The sequence below is a fragment of the Leptolyngbya sp. ST-U4 genome (assembly GCF_039962215.1).
Lineage (GTDB): Bacteria > Cyanobacteriota > Cyanobacteriia > Elainellales > Elainellaceae > Leptolyngbya_A.
On sequence record NZ_JAMPKZ010000020.1, the window covers coordinates 1 to 17,872 of the forward strand.

19 protein-coding genes and 1 pseudogene are annotated in these 17,872 nt (G+C 50.1%); 7 read left to right on the plus strand and 13 right to left on the minus strand.

Going from position 1 to position 17,872, the window contains the following annotated elements; all coding sequences use genetic code 11:
* A pseudogene (locus NDA02_RS21225) lies at positions 1-106 on the plus strand (IS630 family transposase); the annotation flags it as partial.
* Here NDA02_RS21225 and NDA02_RS21230 read toward each other — a convergent pair.
* The 7 genes from NDA02_RS21230 to NDA02_RS21260 all read right to left on the minus strand — a co-directional run bounded on the left by NDA02_RS21230 (position 78) and on the right by NDA02_RS21260 (position 7,024).
* On the minus strand, positions 78-572 hold the full coding sequence (locus NDA02_RS21230) for a cupin domain-containing protein (RefSeq protein WP_348255787.1): 495 nt from the start codon (positions 570-572) through the stop codon (positions 78-80). The pseudogene NDA02_RS21225 and the gene NDA02_RS21230 sit on opposite strands and share 29 nt — an antisense overlap.
* 23 nt (positions 573-595) lie before the next feature.
* A complete protein-coding gene (locus NDA02_RS21235) occupies positions 596-1,909 on the minus strand; it encodes a C1 family peptidase (protein ID WP_348255789.1) in 1,314 nt (437 codons plus the stop codon).
* 515 nt (positions 1,910-2,424) lie between these two features.
* The gene (locus NDA02_RS21240) at positions 2,425-3,195 is read right to left on the minus strand and encodes a carbonic anhydrase (protein ID WP_190794649.1); all 771 of its coding nucleotides are present in this window, start codon (positions 3,193-3,195) and stop codon (positions 2,425-2,427) included.
* 251 nt (positions 3,196-3,446) lie between these two features.
* Positions 3,447-4,118 carry a VOC family protein gene (locus NDA02_RS21245; RefSeq protein ID WP_190794648.1) on the minus strand — a complete coding sequence of 224 codons (672 nt, stop codon included), beginning with the start codon at positions 4,116-4,118 and terminating at the stop codon, positions 3,447-3,449.
* A gap of 237 nt (positions 4,119-4,355) precedes the next feature.
* Positions 4,356-4,808 (minus strand): GNAT family N-acetyltransferase, encoded by a 453-nt coding sequence (locus NDA02_RS21250; RefSeq protein WP_348255790.1) that lies wholly within the window; start codon positions 4,806-4,808, stop codon positions 4,356-4,358.
* A 216-nt stretch (positions 4,809-5,024) separates the two neighbouring features.
* Positions 5,025-5,810, minus strand: a complete 786-nt coding sequence (locus tag NDA02_RS21255) for a PhzF family phenazine biosynthesis protein (RefSeq protein ID WP_348255791.1) — start codon at positions 5,808-5,810, stop codon at positions 5,025-5,027.
* Positions 5,811-6,007: 197 nt separating this feature from the next.
* Positions 6,008-7,024, minus strand: a complete 1,017-nt coding sequence (locus NDA02_RS21260) for an NAD(P)-dependent alcohol dehydrogenase (RefSeq protein ID WP_190793133.1) — start codon at positions 7,022-7,024, stop codon at positions 6,008-6,010.
* Between the two features lie 367 nt (positions 7,025-7,391).
* Here NDA02_RS21260 and NDA02_RS21265 point away from each other — a divergent pair, with 367 nt between their 5' ends.
* Positions 7,392-7,571 (plus strand): tyrosine-type recombinase/integrase, encoded by a 180-nt coding sequence (locus tag NDA02_RS21265; protein ID WP_199296690.1) that lies wholly within the window; start codon positions 7,392-7,394, stop codon positions 7,569-7,571.
* 220 nt (positions 7,572-7,791) lie between these two features.
* On the opposite strand, the gene ftsH3 is transcribed toward NDA02_RS21265, so the two are convergent.
* Complete coding sequence (ftsH3, locus tag NDA02_RS21270) at positions 7,792-9,633, minus strand: ATP-dependent zinc metalloprotease FtsH3 (RefSeq protein WP_190793134.1); 1,842 nt, start codon at positions 9,631-9,633, stop codon at positions 7,792-7,794.
* A gap of 459 nt (positions 9,634-10,092) precedes the next feature.
* Between ftsH3 and NDA02_RS21275 the strand changes: the two genes are divergently transcribed.
* The 3 genes from NDA02_RS21275 to NDA02_RS21285 all read left to right on the plus strand — a co-directional run bounded on the left by NDA02_RS21275 (position 10,093) and on the right by NDA02_RS21285 (position 12,981).
* On the plus strand, positions 10,093-11,247 hold the full coding sequence (locus NDA02_RS21275) for a DUF4142 domain-containing protein (RefSeq protein ID WP_190793135.1): 1,155 nt from the start codon (positions 10,093-10,095) through the stop codon (positions 11,245-11,247).
* A 242-nt stretch (positions 11,248-11,489) separates the two neighbouring features.
* Positions 11,490-12,017 (plus strand): GNAT family N-acetyltransferase, encoded by a 528-nt coding sequence (locus NDA02_RS21280; protein ID WP_348255793.1) that lies wholly within the window; start codon positions 11,490-11,492, stop codon positions 12,015-12,017.
* Between the two features lie 178 nt (positions 12,018-12,195).
* Positions 12,196-12,981, plus strand: a complete 786-nt coding sequence (locus tag NDA02_RS21285) for an HAD-IA family hydrolase (protein ID WP_190793137.1) — start codon at positions 12,196-12,198, stop codon at positions 12,979-12,981.
* Between the two features lie 148 nt (positions 12,982-13,129).
* Here NDA02_RS21285 and NDA02_RS21290 read toward each other — a convergent pair whose 3' ends face one another.
* Positions 13,130-13,957 (minus strand): SDR family oxidoreductase, encoded by an 828-nt coding sequence (locus NDA02_RS21290; RefSeq protein WP_348255794.1) that lies wholly within the window; start codon positions 13,955-13,957, stop codon positions 13,130-13,132.
* Positions 13,958-14,048: 91 nt separating this feature from the next.
* Between NDA02_RS21290 and NDA02_RS21295 the strand changes: the two genes are divergently transcribed.
* A complete protein-coding gene (locus tag NDA02_RS21295) occupies positions 14,049-14,246 on the plus strand; it encodes a hypothetical protein (protein WP_348255795.1) in 198 nt (65 codons plus the stop codon).
* Here NDA02_RS21295 and NDA02_RS21300 read toward each other — a convergent pair.
* Entirely contained in the window at positions 14,223-14,924 is a 702-nt protein-coding gene (locus NDA02_RS21300; RefSeq protein ID WP_348255797.1) for an ATP-dependent Zn protease, read from the minus strand. The two genes, NDA02_RS21295 and NDA02_RS21300, sit on opposite strands and share 24 nt — an antisense overlap.
* A 121-nt stretch (positions 14,925-15,045) precedes the next feature.
* The gene (locus tag NDA02_RS21305; RefSeq protein WP_347277901.1) at positions 15,046-15,867 is read right to left on the minus strand and encodes a M15 family metallopeptidase; all 822 of its coding nucleotides are present in this window, start codon (positions 15,865-15,867) and stop codon (positions 15,046-15,048) included.
* A gap of 116 nt (positions 15,868-15,983) precedes the next feature.
* Between NDA02_RS21305 and NDA02_RS21310 the strand changes: the two genes are divergently transcribed.
* On the plus strand, positions 15,984-16,982 hold the full coding sequence (locus NDA02_RS21310) for an AEC family transporter (RefSeq protein ID WP_242067453.1): 999 nt from the start codon (positions 15,984-15,986) through the stop codon (positions 16,980-16,982).
* Positions 16,983-17,027: 45 nt separating this feature from the next.
* On the opposite strand, the gene NDA02_RS21315 is transcribed toward NDA02_RS21310, so the two are convergent.
* The gene (locus NDA02_RS21315) at positions 17,028-17,453 is read right to left on the minus strand and encodes a hypothetical protein (protein ID WP_190793141.1); all 426 of its coding nucleotides are present in this window, start codon (positions 17,451-17,453) and stop codon (positions 17,028-17,030) included.
* Between the two features lie 281 nt (positions 17,454-17,734).
* Positions 17,735-17,866: a hypothetical protein gene (locus NDA02_RS21320; RefSeq protein WP_277879216.1), complete on the minus strand. Its 132-nt coding sequence runs from the start codon at positions 17,864-17,866 to the stop codon at positions 17,735-17,737.
* Positions 17,867-17,872: the final 6 nt, after the last annotated feature.

Genomic DNA, 17,872 nt, shown 5'->3' on the forward strand with positions numbered 1-17,872 from the left:
GTGGTTCGTGCTCAAGAATTGGATGCGTCAACGCTGGGATGAATTTGATAGCTTTCGCGATTGTGTCGATGCTGCCTTCAACCATTGTTCGAACGTGTATCCGTAAAGCTATAGAGAACAACGTTTTCCTGCTCATTAGGATCGTTTCGAGCAACCAGCGCGTGAGCAGGTTCAGTGTCACTCAGGTTATGAGGCTGATGGGGAACGCCCGGAGGGATGAAAATAAAATCACCTGCTTCGTTGATAACTGTTTGTTTGAGTCCCTGACCATAGCGAGTTTCAACGCGACCTTTAATCAGATAAATCGCTGTCTCATAGTCACGGTGTAAATGCGGTTCTGCTGAACCCCCTGGGGGAATGATTACCAGGTTCATCGAGATTCCCTTTGCGCCTGCTGTGGTTTCAGAGATGCCGATAAAGTAGGGCAATCGTTGACGGGTCAGGGTTTCAGCATCAGGGCGTACGGTAACGATTTCGGTTGGCTTGCCAGCAGATTGGCGATGCGAAGCAGTTCCCCCTTCAGGGTAATCGGTATCAGAATGATTAGAAGATGAATTTTTTTGCAGTGTCATAAAATGTCTTCCTCTCTGGGTCTCTACTCTTCGTACTCTTCCTCGCTGTATTCCTCCTCTTCCTCATTGTATTCCTCTTCTTCCTCGCTGTATTCCTCCTCTTCTTCGCTTGCGTCTGACTCTTCCTCGCTGTATTCCTCCTCTTCTTCGCTTGCGTCTGACTCTATGTAGTAGCCATAGTCCTCATCGCTCGCGTAATTTTCGCAGAGAGTGTCTAACTCCTCAAGAAATTCATCTGGGTCATCGATCGTCAAATCAAAGCTATTGACGTGAACGATGTATTCCTCTTCGGTTTCTTCCTCTTCGTAATCGAAGTAGTAATCTTCTTCGGTTTCAACATAGTTTTGGCACAATGCGTCAAGCTCCTCAATAAAGCCTTCAGGATTGGTGGTGCGAATGTAAAAATCGTAGAGGAGGAGTGATCCTTCATCTGCAAAAACAGAGTCTCCTTCTTCCCAAACATCCACACTAAAATCGAGATCGTTTACGGCTTTAATAATCCAGGAGTCGTGACCGTTGTAATCCAGGTGCATCACATAGTCATAGGGAATGTAGCAATAGCCTCGATCGCCCCACGCTACGCCCCAGGAGTTTCGCACAATAAACATTCGATCTTTGTCAGAATAGCCAACACATAGCATCGCGTGCCATCCATGCGTTTCCCGCACGTTATCCAATCGCTTGGGCATGGGAACGCGACCCCGATTTTGGGTGGCATCATCAAATGACTCAAAGGTGTTTAACGCAAACGCGATCGGATATCCTTCTGCTAAGGTATGCCGCCAGAGATCTAAATCAGTTTCGATAAACTCTGCTTCTGTAATTTTGAAGTTTGCAGCGTGTTCGTAGGCATTTGTATCGGGTTCTTCGCAGATTAGCGATTCATCATTTGCCCAAATGTCTTCGCAGCAAGCCCCGTATTCAATCAGACTATCGATCGCACAATACATTTGTGAGCCGCAATCGCCGTTTTCATAGCCTTCTCGTGCCCGTGCATTGTAGTAGACAAAAAGACGGCTGACATTGCCCGCTTCGCCCAGATCCCGTTTGGCAAGATATTCATATGCACCGACAAAGGCATTGGCAACGCAGCTATTGCCGACCTGCTCTTCCACTTCGGTCATGTGCTTTCGCAGATCGACTTTGCGGGGAAGCTGATCCGCCTGAAAGCGATCGCTGTGATGATATTTCGTATTCTCTGGCTTCCGCCCAGGACGATAACCCCCGATGCGATATTTCCGATTCTGCAGTGAACTCAGCACCATCCTCGCGGCTCCTTCTTCAGCATTGAGTATTTCTACTAACGCTAAAATGCCCGGACGGGTAACATGGCTCACGATTTGTTTGTGAAGGTTTGTTTGCGAAAGTTAGTGATCGTAATAAACCTGTTCAATTTCCGCAGGATCACACAAGCCACAGTTCTAGTTTAAAAACCTATCTGAACCGATCGCTCTAAAATGAGCGGGAACTGAAGCCCTACCCCAAGCATCAGACGACGCACTCTTCCCGCAATTTAGTCTTGCACGTTGACAAACACCTTTTGTGTTTTGCCACGACGTTGCTGAATTGGAGTATGATTAGCCCCCCTAGCCCCCCAAAATTGGGGGAAACTGATCCTCAAAGTCCTCCAGCATTGGGGGATTTAGGGGGCGATGCAGGGTCTCAAGTTGTGTCTTCATCCTTCAATTCAGCAACGCCTGTTTTGCCACAACCAGAAACAAAGACTTCTCTAACGTTCTGCTTAACCCGCCGTAGATAGCTTGAACACTTTATAGATTAGCCCTCAACGGTCGGGTTCAAGCGGGTTGTTAGCTGCAACCGCAATTTGCAGCAATAGTTACCTCTGTGCGTCCTAGTTGACTAAACTGATTTCGCCTGTATCCAGGTCATAGTAGGCACCCACAACTTTGAGTTTACCTTCTTGTACGGCTGAAGCAATTACAGAAGAGTTTTGCAGCCGCTGTACCTGTAAGCTCACATTTGACTTGATTGCGTTTGTAAGGCGATCGCCCGATTTCCCCTCCGAAGCTTGAACTGCTGGTCGAATTGCAAATACCAGTGATTCAATGACACCTGGCAATTCTCCCCCTTCCAGAGCCGCTGCCACGGCACCACATCGCTCATGTCCCAGAACCATCAGTAGGGGTGTTCTCAAGACACCAACCGCATACTCTTCACTAGCAATGTCTTCAGTGATAGCAATATTACCAGCAACACGAACTACAAAGAGATCTCCAATTCCCTGATCAAAGACAATCTCTGGCACTACTCGTGAGTCTGCACAACTCAAAATAGCGGCAAAGGGTGCTTGCCGTGACGCAACTTCAGCTAGGCGGGCAGCATCTTGATTAGGATTGAGCCGCCTTCTTTGAACAAATCGCTGGTTTCCTTCCATAAGTTGCGCTAGCGCCTGATCAGGAGTCAAAGTACTTTGGGAATGGGCACTCCCAGGATCAGCATTAACAGATTGGGCTTGCTTAGTACGGGATGACTGATCTTCGGCAGCTTGGGCTAATGCGCCCGTTCCCAACCAAGCTGTTAGCGAACCTGTACCAATCAGTCCTGCACTAAATTGAAGAAGATTTCTTCTTGAAAGCCTTTGTTGATTGGAGGATTGTTTCATAATTGTGTCTTGAACAACGAAAGCATTTTTAGAACAAGCGCAAATCGTTTAAAGCTCATTCTTAAATTGAATCTTCTCTGTACAGGTGACACAAAAACTGCTGTTGAAGTAAATCTTTAAACTCAAGCGAAAGTTCTGAAGGGACACGCAGGCTAACGACCCGCTTCACCCGCCACCAGTAACTTCTCGAACTCAACCAATCATATCTAAACGGTCGGTGTGCAAGCGGATTGTTAGATGGCGGGTTACGGCTACCAACTTATGATAAGTGGCAATCCAGGGCGAAAATCTATTTGATGCCCCTGCACTTCCTCATCAAAACCAAGCTCTACGCAATATTCTGCTCCTAATCGTACCCTGACCTGATTGGTGTCGATCACCGTTTGATATTCTGGTGACGGATTATCTGCGGTAGGACTGACCAACTCTACACGAGTTATTTCGCGCAAACCAACATGATGCTTTAGAGGCTGTGCTTCTTCAGCCGGGTATTGGTCTGGACGTTTACCAAATGGAGTTTGAAAGAGCATTGGCTCTGTTAGCACATCACTATTTGTACCCACCGCAATACTTAGTGTTTCAGGCAGATAAGGTGGACGATATGCCCAACTGGAAAATGCAGCGGTGTCACCATCACTTGTTCCTGAACGCAAACAAACTCCAAATGGACATGTGCCATCCTTCCGATTTGTCCATCGCTCCCAAAGACGAGTAGGGCGAATTGGCTCTGATTTCGCCTCTTCTGTATCATGAACCCACAACAATTCCAACAATGCGTTGTGGAAGAAGAAACGGCGATTGGCTGTTCCTTGCCCAGGATGTGTATTAGATGCCCCCTCCACTAAACCAAATGATACTAAACGATCAGCTTCGTCAGCACCAATATCAGTACAGATAAAGAGATGGTCAAATTCAAACGCCATAGTTTCAAAGCTACTTTAAGGATAAGCTTACTCAGCTTCTCAAGTTTAATGAGTCTAATCAACAAACTCCAAGTACCGTCAACACCAATAACTGAAGCCACCTAACGACCCTGCTCACCCGCCGCAAATAACCTTTGCAACTTAACCGAGTATATTGCTACGTTCCGGTGCAGCACTGTTGTTCGGCAGCTGTTGGTGAGTTCAGCAATGTCTTTTGCCGATGTTTAGAGTGAAGTTTCATAAGTTGTCTTCGAACTCCTGTATGAACCACGCAACATCTTCGCGCTTGAGGCCGGTCGCTTGATAAAACGCAACAGCACGAGCGTCATCGGCCATTGCAGGAATATAGAGTGCGCTCAGGCTGCGCGAACGACATAGATTTCTGGCGAACTCAATCAAGGCACGCCCCACGCCCTGCCGCCGATGCGCGGTGGCAACGCCGACCTCGTAGACGAACAATTCCGTAGCCGCTTCGGTATACATCTCCAACTCATAAGCTGTCAGTCCGCCGATGGCTTCATCCTCGCGCAACGCAGCAACGGCGTGAAAATCGGGGCGTGACAGCAAGCGCAGCAGAGTTTCAGACGAAGGCGGCGGTTTGGTCACGTTGTCCTCTTGCCGCCACATCTCGAAAAGCTGCTGTGCCGTTGCCAAATCGTTTGGGCCAAGTTCTCGAATGGAAAATGTCATTTCAAATAGCCCAATAGACATGGAAGGGATTTGCAGTTCATCAAGTCCTTCCGCATGTTACACACTGAGTTTTCTGGTGCAGCCAGGCCGTGCGCAGCAGCCGAACGGTTCTGGTCAGCGGTTGCAAACAATCTGAGCAATGCACTAAGACCTCTCGTCAATCCACTCCAAGCGAATTGTTATGCTGTCCGTTGCTAAGAGTATTTTCCAAGATAGTCAGATTATAATATGCCCTTCCAGATACGTTATTGCTTCTCCTGAGATTAAAACTCTTTCACCTACATCTTTGCAAAACAGTTTTCCAACTCTCGATGATAATTGCAAGGCAACCATAGAATCCTTACCAAGTTTCTCACTCCAATAGGGAATCAACGAGCAATGAGCAGACCCTGTTACGGGATCTTCAAAAATACTCGCCTGCGGTGTGAAAAAACGTGATACAAAATCTACCCCTTCTCCTTTGGCTGTCACAATGACACCACCGGGGTCAAGATTGATTTGGTTAAGAAGGCTTTGATCGGGTTCTAGATGTCGAATCACTTCTTCATCTTCAAACACAAGCATATAGTCTCTAGACTTCAAAATCTCTACAGGCTTATGCTGAAGCGCATCCAAAATTACTTGTGGAGCTTCCCTCGGTTCAGGTTTACGAGAAGGAAAATTTAAGGTTAGTAACTTCTCCTCAACTGCCACTGTAAGCTCTCCACTTTTCGATCGAAACTGGATGAAAGGTCGTGAGAAATTGAGATGCCTTGCTATGACGTGTGCTGTTGCCAATGTTGCATGTCCGCACCAATCCATTTCAATTTCTGGTGTAAACCAACGTATCTCAAAGCCCTTATCTAACTGAATGAAGAATGCTGTCTCAGCAACAAAATTCTCCATTGCTATTCGCTGCATAACATCATCAGGTAGCCACTGTTCAAGAGGGCAAACAGCAGCAGGATTGCCACCAAACACTTTGTCTGTGAAAGCATCAACTTGGAATATTGGCAATTTCATAACAAACCTGAAGCACTGACAGACACTTTTCAGAACACTACCTTACTAATAACTAAAGGCGGCATAACGATACAGCTCAGCCGCCGCTAGAAGCGTAGTGAGGAACAAACGAAGCTGTAAGCGGTCGGTTGCAGCGCCTGGTTCTGCTGCTTGATAGTGACTCTTGCGAATCCTCAATTCTGTGTCGGATGTACGTCCTACGCGACGTCAATCACGACTTTGCCGAAATGCTGTCCACTTGCAAGGTACTCAAAGGCCGCTTTAGAATCAGCGAAGCCAAAGGTCGAGTCGATGACGGGATGCAACTGATGAGCCTCTGAGAAAGCGATGAGGGCTGCCAAATCAGAGCGTGAGCCAGCGTAGATGCCATCAAGGCGGACATTGCGCACCATGAGAGGAAACAAACTCCCGCTTGGCGGACCAAATCCGGTGAGCACCCCAATGAGGCCAATTTGGCCTCCTGCTGCGACACAGTTCGTCGACTTTTCGAGGGTACCAGAGCCCCCGACCTCAATCACATGATCCACACCTTGGCTCTGGGTGTGGCGCAGCACCTCTTGGTCCCACTCAGGGGTGGTCTTATAGTTCACGGTCTCCCAGGCCCCCATTTCGCGTGCTCTGGCCAACTTTTCATCGCTGCTTGAGGTCGTAATAACCCTGGCTCCGGCAGCGGAGGCTAATTGCAGCGCGAAAGTCGAGACGCCACCAGTGCCCAATGTGAGAACCGTGGCGCCTGCTTGCAAGTGACCGCGTGTAAAGAGTGATGCCCATGCGGTCACGCCTGCCACTGGCCATGTGGCAGCCTCGGCATAAGAGAAAGTCTCCGGAACTGGCACCAGCGCCCATTCCGGGGTCGCGATCGTTTCGCGCAGCACGCCGTGAATCGAGCCACCACCAGAAGCCTTGTGATAGTCGAGCGAGAAGCGACCTTCTATCCAATCGCGAAAAAAGCCTCCGACGACTCGGTCCCCTACCTGGAATCTAGTTACCTGGGTGCCGACTGCGACCACCTCACCCGCTCCATCGGAACAGGGGATGAGCGGCGGTGCCAGATTGCCCGGCCGCGCGTTACGTAGGGTGCCGAGATCGCGGTAATTGAGCGAGACCGCTTTCATCGCGACCAAAACATCATGGGGACCGAGTTCAGGCTGCGGCCAATCCACAAGAGCTAGGCCATCTGTATTTCCATGCGCTTCAATAATCCAGGCTTTCATCACGATTTAAGACTAAACAATTCAAGAAACACCTGCAACCACACCGTAACGCGACCGTAAAGCGTAGATTAGGCTGTCACATTGGGTCTGTAATTCTATAAAGGCAACACTGGACGCAAGCAGCAGAACTATTCATAGACTGAAGATTTCCGCCTAAAATCCCATAGTAGGTGGATAGGCAGAATGATTCTGCATAACATCCCAAACTTACTAATTATGCAGATTATTTCCGCATAGTACGCGGCTTAAGCTGAATAGCCAGAATCTTTCCGCATATTTTCAGATTCCTCATGGAGGCGATTACCCCGCAGGGGAACTGCTTCGCACTGCCGTGATCCAACAGTGTGACGATATTTATTAACTGGTCGTGAAGCTACTGTATGGGAGCGGGCTTCGCTTAATTGAAGGTTTGCGATTGCGAGTCAAGGATGTTGCCTTTGCTCAACAGCAAATTGTAGTCAGGGACGGCAAAGATAGCAAAAGTCGTGTGACGATACCGCTATCGAGCGTAGCAGAGGAATTGCGAGATCATCTAGTGGGTGTCTAACTACAGCACCAGCGGGACTTGAGCCGAGGGTTTGGAGCCGTGAATCTGCCGTTTGTGCTTGAGCATAAATATCCGAACGCCGATCGCAAATGGATCTGGCAGTTTGTATTGCCTGCAACTGGTCTGACTCGCGACCCTTCCATATCCCCCTAAAAAAAAGAGGACGGTCAAGCCGCCCCCTGATTTAATCTATGAAATTAGCGAAGTGGTATCAGATTCATTAAGGAATCGCTGCCACTTTCACATCGCTGGTTGCCAACAGCTCTTGCAGTTCTTCCGAGTCTACGGTTTCCCGCTCAATCAGCATATCTGCCAGCATGTTTAGCACCGCGTGGTTTTCTTGCAGTACTTGCTTTGCTCGACGGTATGCCTGGTCTACCAGGTTTCGCACTTCGTCATCGATCGCCGCCGCCGTTTCTTCGGAGAAATCGCGCTCAGCCATAATGTCGCGTCCGAGGAACATTCCGCCCTGAGCGCGACCAAGAGCAACGGGTCCAAGACGATCGCTCATGCCGAAGCGAGTCACCATTTGCCGTGCCACCCGTGCCACCTGTTGCAGGTCGTTCGAGGCGCCGGTGGTGACTTCTTCTTCGCCGAATACCAGCTCTTCCGCAATGCGTCCGCCGAGGGCAACTGCCATCTGGTTTTGCAGGTAGGAGCGAGAGTATAAGCCAGAGTCCATCCGGTCTTCACTGGGAGTGAACCAGGTCAAACCGCCTGCGCGTCCACGAGGGATGATGCTAATTTTTTGTACCGGGTCATAGTCCGGCATCAGGGCACCAACGAGCGCGTGGCCGGCTTCGTGATAGGCAACGAGGGTTTTGCGCTTTTCGCTCATGACGCGATCTTTCTTCTCTGGACCTGCCAGGACGCGATCGATCGCATCGTTGACTTCATCCATTGAAATTTCGGTCAAGTTGCGACGAGCTGCCAGAATTGCGGCTTCGTTCAGCAGGTTAGCCAGATCCGCACCCGTGAAGCCGGGAGTCCGGCGGGCAATTTTCTCTAAATCCACGTCCTTCGACAGGGTTTTGCCGCGAGCGTGAACGTTGAGCACTTCCAGTCGTCCGGCATAGTCGGGGCGATCGACTACGACCTGACGGTCAAAGCGACCGGGGCGCAGGAGAGCTGCATCCAGCACATCGGGACGGTTCGTTGCCGCGATGATGATGATGCCTGTATTGCCCTCAAAGCCATCCATTTCAGTGAGCAACTGGTTCAGAGTTTGTTCACGCTCATCGTTGCCGCCGCCTAAGCCTGCGCCGCGCTGCCGTCCCACTGCGTCGATCTCATCGATAAACACAATGCAGGGAGCGTTGGCTTTTGCTTGCTCAAACAAGTCACGCACACGAGATGCGCCCACCCCAACGAACATCTCTACGAATTCAGAACCCGAAATGCTGAAGAAAGGAACACCTGCTTCGCCTGCAACTGCCTTTGCCAGCAGCGTTTTACCCGTTCCGGGCGGACCGACAAGCAGTACACCTTTCGGAATCTTTGCGCCTACAGCTGTAAAGCGATCGGCATTTTTGAGGAAATCTACAACTTCTGCTAGTTCCAGCTTTGCCTGCTCAATGCCTGCCACATCGTTAAACGTGACTTGCGTTTGCGGCTCCATCTGGACTCTAGCTTTTGATTTGCCAAAGTTCATTGCCTGACTGCCAGGACCGCCCTGTGCCCGTCGCAGCACAAAGAACAGCACCACTAGCAACAGGAACGGAATCAGCAGCGTGCTGAGGACTCGTGCCAGGATATTGTCGTCTGCCTGACGAGAAACGGCAATATCGACACCATTCTCTTGCAAAATATTGAGCAGTCCGGGGTCGTTGGGCAAATTCACCGCAACGCGCTGACCATCGCTGGTTTGTGCCAAAGCTTTGGTGCGATCGGCACTGATCATGACCTTCTCAACCTGACTAGCCTCGACGCGGTCGATAAACTGGCTATATTTCCAGGTTACTGCTGACTGGGGCTGCCGCTCGATTAACGTCGTTGCCAAAAACAGAACAACGATAATTAAAAGCGCGTAAAGCCCCGCATTTCTCCACCGTTTGTTATTCACCGGGGGTTCTTCCTCCTAAAATGTCCGTGCGAGGGGGGAATCTAACCTCTTAATATTAATTAATGTAACTCAATCCTATCAGGATTCTCAGAAAGTGGGTTGGACTCTCTGTTATTCCTATTCTGCCACTCGAAATAAAGGATGGTAGGCGCAGAAAGGCAGGGATTTGCAGCAGGGGCAGGCAGCCGTGCCAGGGCAAGGTGTAACGGCAATATGAACATTGGGTGGGGAATTCGTCCTGAAGATAGACGGGGCGGTCGGTTTCCCAATTCCCTTGGTAGAGGTTTGTAGCGGGCATAACTCTTTACACTGCCCAATGTACCTAGAGATAAAAGTTCGATCCCTTTGCCTTCTTATTGGTTTGCCTTCTTATAGCTTGAGAAAGCTTGGTTGAGAAAGCGGCTTCAGGAGCGATCGACGTTTGAAACTACACTCTCGAAATCAAGGCTTATTATTACAATGAAAGACTTTAATCGTATTGCTTTTGTGAAGCGTTTTGCAGGCGTTATCAGTGCTGCTGCCCTTGCTTCGGCAGTAAGCTTGCCTGCGCTAGCACAAAGCCGTACCGAGCAGCCGTTCCAATCTCCGATTGGTCCCAGTGAATCTCCCTCGGGCAGCCCCAGTGTTCCTGGTTTTTCCTCGGTCGATGACCCCGGTATGGGCAATGGGACGAATCCTGGCATGGGCAACGGGATGAATAATGGTTCCTCAATGGAGCGCGAGTCTTCTAACAGAGTAGAGAGAAATTCATCGCGATCGATCCAGTCAGGTGATCAGGTTCGCTCCCTGCCGTTCCGCACAATTCCGGGACCGAGTGAAACCCCTTCGGGTTCGCCTGCGGTCGTTGGCAGTAACTCCTCTGATGACCCAGCGCGGACGCTCGATCGAAGCAGTGCAGATCGGGTTGAGCAAGCAGAAAGACGGCTTGAAGCGCGAAACATCAATCCAGACTCAGGAGCATCTGAAACCCAAGAGAATAACAGCCGCTCCACGCAAATGAACCAGGGCATGCAAATGAATCAGGGCATGCAGATGAATCGGGGCATGCAAATGAACCAGGGCATGCAGATGAATCGGGGCATGCAGATGAATATGCCGATGAACCAGCAGGGTGTCGATCGCAATTCTTCCGGCGGCATGATGCAAAACGGCATGATGACCGTAAGCAGCCTCGATCGTGAGTTCATCCGTATGGCAGCGCAGGGCAACAACGCAGAAATCGCAACTTCTCAGCTCGCTTTGCAAAAGTCGAACAACCAGGAAGTGCGTGAATACGCCCAGCGCATGATCGATGAGCACACCCTTGCTAACCAGCAACTTCAGCCGATCGCAGCTCGGTATGGTGTTCAGCTTCCGACGGGTGTTGACCCTCTGAGTGCTGCTATTTCTGAGCGTCTGTCCCAACTGTCAGGTGCAGAGTTCGATCGGGCATATATGGAAGCTCAGACCACGGCTCACCTGCGGACGGTTGCTCTGTTCCAAACTCAAATTGCTCAAGGACAGGCACCCGAAGCAAAAGCCTATGCTTCTACCCTGCTGCCCAACATTCAGGATCACTACCAGATGGCAAACGCCATGAGCAATACGTTTAGTGCTCAGCGCATTACGCGATAGGAACTTGTCGGGATCATTCGCCAAACGTAAGCGATCGATCGAGCCTTTCATCTCCTGATGCAATCCTGATGGAATTTAAGGGCAAGGAAAAATCGATCGCAATGTTAATCAGCCGGAACGGAGGACGTATCTTGTCTTCTGCTCCGGCAATTTTCTTTAATATTAAACTTAAGTATTGAACTTATCTTTATTAGTCTAAAGCGGGTAGATAAATCGCGTAGCCCTGTGAGGTGTAAAACACCATGAGAATTCTTGAATCAGGTTATACAATTCGTTCTGCTCGTGCTGAACAACTAACCCTACTGTCTCAGGTTGAGCAATTAGCAAATCGCTTATTTCTTGACACTCCCTATTCTTTCCTAGTGAATGCTGAACCCCTGCCACTCGACTTGATTCGAGAAAGATTTCAAGCAGGGCAGGTATGGGTTGCAATCGATAACCAGGATGCTGTGGTTGGGTTTGCCATTACTCGCGAAGTTGATGACACCCTCTATCTCCAGGAAATTGATGTGAATCCTGCACATGGGCGAAAAGGCATCGGATCAGCACTCGTGAATACGGTTTGTTCCTGGGCAAAACTTCAGGATTATCGGGCGGTAGCGTTATCGACTTTTCGGCACATCCCCTGGAATGCGCCCTTTTACTCAAAATTGGGATTTCGCATTTCTGACGAATCAGAACTAACAATTGGTTTGCAGCAAATTAGACTTCAAGAAAGGGAAGCCGGATTACCAATCTCCGATCGCGTGATAATGCAACTTGAGCTATAGCTCTGATTTGGCTGGACGTACCATTCACCATAGAGCCATTACAGCTAAAATCGATTCATCGCCCTACTATTAGCCAATACAGGAGAGTTTAATACTGTAGAATTTACTCTATTTCAGTAGTTAAATTCGCAGCGAATTTCAGCAATTAAAGCAATTAACCAGTAACAAGAAAGAAGATATGAGCGCGATCGTTTTTGACTGTGATGGCGTGTTAGCGGATACCGAGCGCGATGGACATCTGCCTGCATTTAATCAGATGTTTGCGGAGTACGGGTTGCCTGTGCAGTGGTCAGAGTCCGACTATACCGAGAAGCTCAAAATCGGCGGCGGCAAAGAGCGTATGGCACGTTTGCTCACGCCGGAGTTTGTAGCACAGGCTGGATTGCCCACAAACCCAGAAGAACAGCGTCAATTGCTTGCTGAATGGCACAAGCGCAAAACTGCCATTTACAAAGAAATGGTGCAGAGCGGCAAACTGCCTGCCCGACCGGGGATTAAGCGAATTACAGAAGAAGCGATCGACGCAGGCTGGACGCTTGTTGTTGCTTCCACGTCCGCAGAAGAATCGGTGCGATCGGTGCTGGGGTTTGTGGTGGGAACAGAGCAGGCAAAGCACTTCAAGGTTTATGCCGGGGATATGGTGCCGCGCAAAAAACCTGCCCCTGATATTTACCTATTGGCAAAGGAGCAGTTGAACTTATTGCCTGAAAGTACGCTAGTGATTGAGGATTCGCGCAATGGACTAGTGGCAGCGATCGCAGCAGGATTTCGCTGTCTGGTGACGACTAGCAGCTATACGCAGCAGGAAGATTTTCACGAAGCGATCATGGTGGTTTCAAGCCTGGGCGATCCGGCTCTACCAATGCAAGTGATTGAAAATCGCAGTGCTAGTCAGCCCGGAGATTACCTGACGCTTGCAGAGATTGAAGCCTGTTTCAAATTGCCGTTTCAAAATAGGGCGTAGTTCAGATAAAGACGATCGCCTTACGCCAGAACATTCTTACTGCCCTTGCAGGATAGGCATTTCACCTGTTTAAGTAGTGCAGGCAAGATGCCAACCCCGCAAAGCGCAGTAGGTTATGAGAATGCAGGAATCGTTCCAGTCCAAAAGTCTACGCCGACTTGCTTTTATCGCGGTTCTGGAAGGTTTTGTGGGTAATCCACTGCATCACGCCGGGGAGAATGCTGCTTACGCCCAGCGATAGCTTTGCTGAACCGACGACCACTTCTGTTTTTTGATTTTTCACCGCATCCCAGATAGAGTTTGCCACATCTTCCGGCTTTTCCACCACGGGCACTTGCAGCACTTGCTCAAGCTGTCTGCGGCGATCGGCTTCGTCCTGCTCATCAATGCCCCGAATCACTGCCTTCCCTATAAAGTCGGACTTGATGATGTTGGGGTAAATGCCGCAAACCGTAATGCCTTTGGGCGACAGTTCTGCATGGAGGGATTCGGTGAGTCCTGTCACGCCATACTTGCTGGTGACGTAGGGAACGAGATACGCCGAGGAAGATTTGCCAGCGATCGAGCTGAGATTCACAATCATGCCTTTGCCGCGAGCAATCATGTGAGGCACAACCGCATGAACCATGTGAATATAGCCCCAGAGATTGATATCGATAATCGTATGCCAGTCTTCCAGCGAGAAATGATCAACTGGTCCAGTCGCAAAGATTCCGGCATTGTTAATCAACACATCGATCGCACCAAACTGCTGAATTGCCTTTTCGACTAGATCTTTAACTTGATCGGGGTTGCGAGTGTCCGCAGGCATGGCAAAAACAGGATGATTTGCGGCGCGAAAGCCTTGCGCTACTTCTTCGAGGAGCTCAGCTCGACGTGCGGTGAGAACAAGATTGTAGCCATGCTGGGCAAACAGATTTGCGGTCGCTTTGCCAATGCCCTGCGAACCGCCAGTAATGAGAACGGTGGGAGCCATAAAATTCTTGAGGAATAATACTACAACAAACTTTATCTTTCTAGTCTGAGCAAAGGACGATCGGAAACCGTCTCACTTTTGCGGGATCTTTTTGTTGATAGGAATTTGTGAGCTGCACGAAGCGAACGCGATAAAACGCTGTGAATCCGACGCAGAATTTGAGGCAGTGTCGATGGTGGAACTCCCGATCGCCCCGCTTGCAAAAACACAGCATCTCTGGATTGCGATCGATCAAATCATGGCAACTCAAACCGTTCTACCTGGATTATCGCCCTGGCAACTCTACTGACTTGAGCGACGCTTCGATCGCCTGCTGGCAAACTTCCACAGGCTGACGCTGTTCCATTGCCGTCACCAGAGCCTTATACGCAACTGTCTGGTCTTGCAGCAGTGTTTTTGCCTGAAGCAGTGCCCATCGCTGTTTGAGATCGGCTTCCCCCATCGATCGCTGAAGTTGCATCCACAGCAGTCGAATTTTCTGGCGATCGTCTGTGCCCCCCTCAGCATTGCCGTATTCGATTTGTTCCGCCGCGATGCCCGACATCCAAACCGTGCAGTAGCGATCGATAAGCTGAGTCGAAAGCTTCCCAGTCGTAATTTGTGCTTCCAGTTCTGCTGCACCAAAACTGACTCCGCCCTGCCCGGCTTGCCCTTGCCGTAAAGCTTCCCAAGCATTGAGCGTGTAGCCCGTCACCGGAATTTCTAACAAATGCGCCGCCAAAAAATGTCCTGCCTCATGGCGCACAATCCGCGATCGGTGTTCCTCGGAAAATTGGGCGATCGTGTCTACGACCAGTGTTCCTAATCTGCCCTGAAGCGAGAACGCATCGAGCGTGGCAATGCTGAGCAGACTAAATGCCGCGACTGCCGGAACAACCGGAGACAAATGCAGCAATGGACCCAGCAGACTCGCCATCACCAGGGAAAAGATCGTGATCGCAATCAGGTTTAGCGTAGTCTGGCTCATTGGGGTTTTGGTGGGGTGGTCTGCTTTTCTTGGGGTCTGCTTTTCTTACTGTAGAGGAAGTAGAGGAATTGGTGGGAGAGTGGGGAGGTGAGGGAGCGGAAAGATGAGGGGTAAGGGGGAGTTAAGGTCGGGGGGTTTCTCTTGCGCGGTAAAAGGTTTCCAGGCTGTTTCGATCGCCTACAAATCGCCAGTGCCAGGGTTCGTAGCTCACGCCCATCGAGTTGTTTTTAGGAAAGGACAGCTCAAAGCTATAGAAGGCGGCATTCTGCTGGAGCCAGCGATAGGCAGCCGTGGTCTCAAAGCTTGTTTGCAGGTCAGAGGCAGGTCGCTTACCGTCGCCGATGTCGATCGCATAGCCGGTGTGGTGTTCGCTGTATCCAGGAGGGGCACTGACGGCTGCCCGTTTTTCGGGATCTTCACCGCGCTGTGCTTTCGTATCAAAAAAGACGTGATCTTGCTCTGCGATCGATCGAAACCCGGAAAGGGGAGCCAGGATGACTCCGTTTGCTTTTGCCGCTGCCGCCATTTCCTTGAATTTAGCTGCCGCCGAGCGCCGAAGTAAGACCTGTCCATCGGATGAAACGGGCTTCAGGTCAGCACGGGGTGCCTCTGCATAGGGCAGATGATTCAGTAAAGGGGCAGCCTGTCCGTTGAGTAGGACGATCGCCTGTCCCATAATCTGCGGAGTGATGTTTGCGAGAGGTTCGATCGGGGCAGAAGCCGCTCGCAGCAGACGTGGCATGAGCCACAGCCCAAGCAGCAGCAGGGCAATCAAGCCTGAGCCTAATCCCCACAGAACTTTTGTTTGTTTATGAGAGGAGGAAGTTTCTACGAGCGGCATTTCCCGCACTGCCTCAGGAATATCTGAGTGCGGCAGATCAGCATAATCGGGAATTTCAGCCGATTCTTGCGGTATTCCTGGGGGTAATCCTGCATTATTCACAGGCCATTCCTCCTATATCTGGTGGCAATCCTGCTTATTCTAAACCGAGCTAGTTTTCGTACCACTTTACCGTAATGGAGGAATGCAAACGAGCCGCAAGTTCTTAGGATCACTTCATGAACCAAATGATGCGCCTGCTCGGACTCTATCTACCCCTGGTTGGCTGGGTCGGCTTTGGCTTATTTCTAGGACGGGTGCTGCCCCCGCGCATTCCTGCTCTGATGGGCAAGTTTCTGTTTTGGGTGGGTATCCCGATCGGGATTTTTGCATTTTTGCGGCAGGCAAATCTATCGGCTTCGGTGTGGCTGGCTCCGATTGCCGCCTGGGGAGCAATGCTGTCTGCTGTGCTGCTGGCATGGGGCTGGATTAAAGCACAAAACTACCTGTCACAGAGGATTCAACACCAGCGATCGCATCCCTGGACAAAATATTTGATTTCAGATCAGTTGCAGCAGCGATCGACGCAGGGCAGCTTTTTGCTGGCAGCAATGCTGGGCAACACAGGATATTTAGGCTATCCGATTTCGCTGACGCTAGTGGGACAGAAATATTTTGGCTGGGCGGTTTTCTATGACACGCTGGGCAGTACCCTGGGCGCGTACGGGCTGGGCGTTTTGCTGGCAGCCTACTTTAGCGATCGAGCGCAGCAGCCAAACCAGACTCGCTGGAAACAGATCGGGCAAGCTTTGATTAACAATCCGGCACTCTGGAGCTTTTGGATTGGCTTAGCAGGTCGCTCGCTTGCACTGCCTCAATCAGTCGAACTGGGACTGAAAGGATTCGCCTGGGGCACGATCGCTCTCTCACTGCTGCTGCTGGGAATGCGGTTAAGTCAATTGGCTTCGTGGCAAAAAATTCAGCCTGCGATCGTCAGCCTGATGATTAAGATGCTGATCGTACCGCTGGTGCTAGGGCTAGAACTGTCGCACTTGGGCTTGTCTGAACTGCCACAGTTAACGATCGTGCTGCAAATGGCAATGCCGCCTGCGTTTGCAACGCTATTTATTGCTGAGGCTTATGACCTCGATCGCAGTTTTACTGTAACTACGCTGGCACTGGGATCGATCGCGCTACTGCTTGTTTTACCGCTCTGGCTCTGGCTATTTGCGCCTTGATGTTCTTTTTGCCTACGCCACTATCACGTTTTAACCTATCGCGTTTTAACCAACCCAGTTCACTTCACTATCCGAGGAATTTATAGGCGGCAGGGGTTTGGCGATCGGTGCATCCCGACGCACAAAGGGCCTTGCTCCATTCGCCGTGGTTTCAGAGGGCTTTGGCGGTTGAGCAGTGGCTCTGGAAGACTGTTGTTTTGCTTGTTGTTTTGCCTTTTGAGAAAGCACAGTCTGGATTGCTTTACGCTCAGGCTCGATCACCTTTGCCATGATCCATTCGATCGTTTGTTCTTTGAGCCAGCCTCTGGCAACAGCAATATCACCAAACCGCATTCCAGTTGCCCGCTGGTCATTCAAAATGACCTGAATCTGGTCAGCCGTCAATAGCCCTGCTTCGGTCAGATAGCTGCCGATTCGCTTTGGCGTTGAAAGCCCACCCGGTGAGCCTTGATAGAGTGAGGAATTGAGCATGGGTCACTCCGGGAAAAATTAGAGCGGCGATCGAGGGAGCAGATGCCCGATAACAAAAAGGTTAAGAACTGGTTTAAGAGATTCTACCTAGTATAGCAACTCTGTTTATTCGACTTGAGCTACAGTTCATCTTTTCGGAAAGAAGAAAAATGAAGTTAAGCTAAGCATTCCGCAATACTACTGAGCCTTCTAATTTTTATACCATCAGCGATCTAAGTATAAACATCTGGATGAGGACAGAGAAAAGCAGAATAGTAATCTATACAATTTGACCGAAGGCATCAGAGCAAGGGCATCGTTTCCACACCCTGTTTCTTGGTGTTCTGACGCACGAGGCGATCGTCACTGGATGAAACTGGATGAATGGGTGTATAAATTCGATCGCGTGTTAGTTCAGTTGGGCGATCGGGCATGACTAA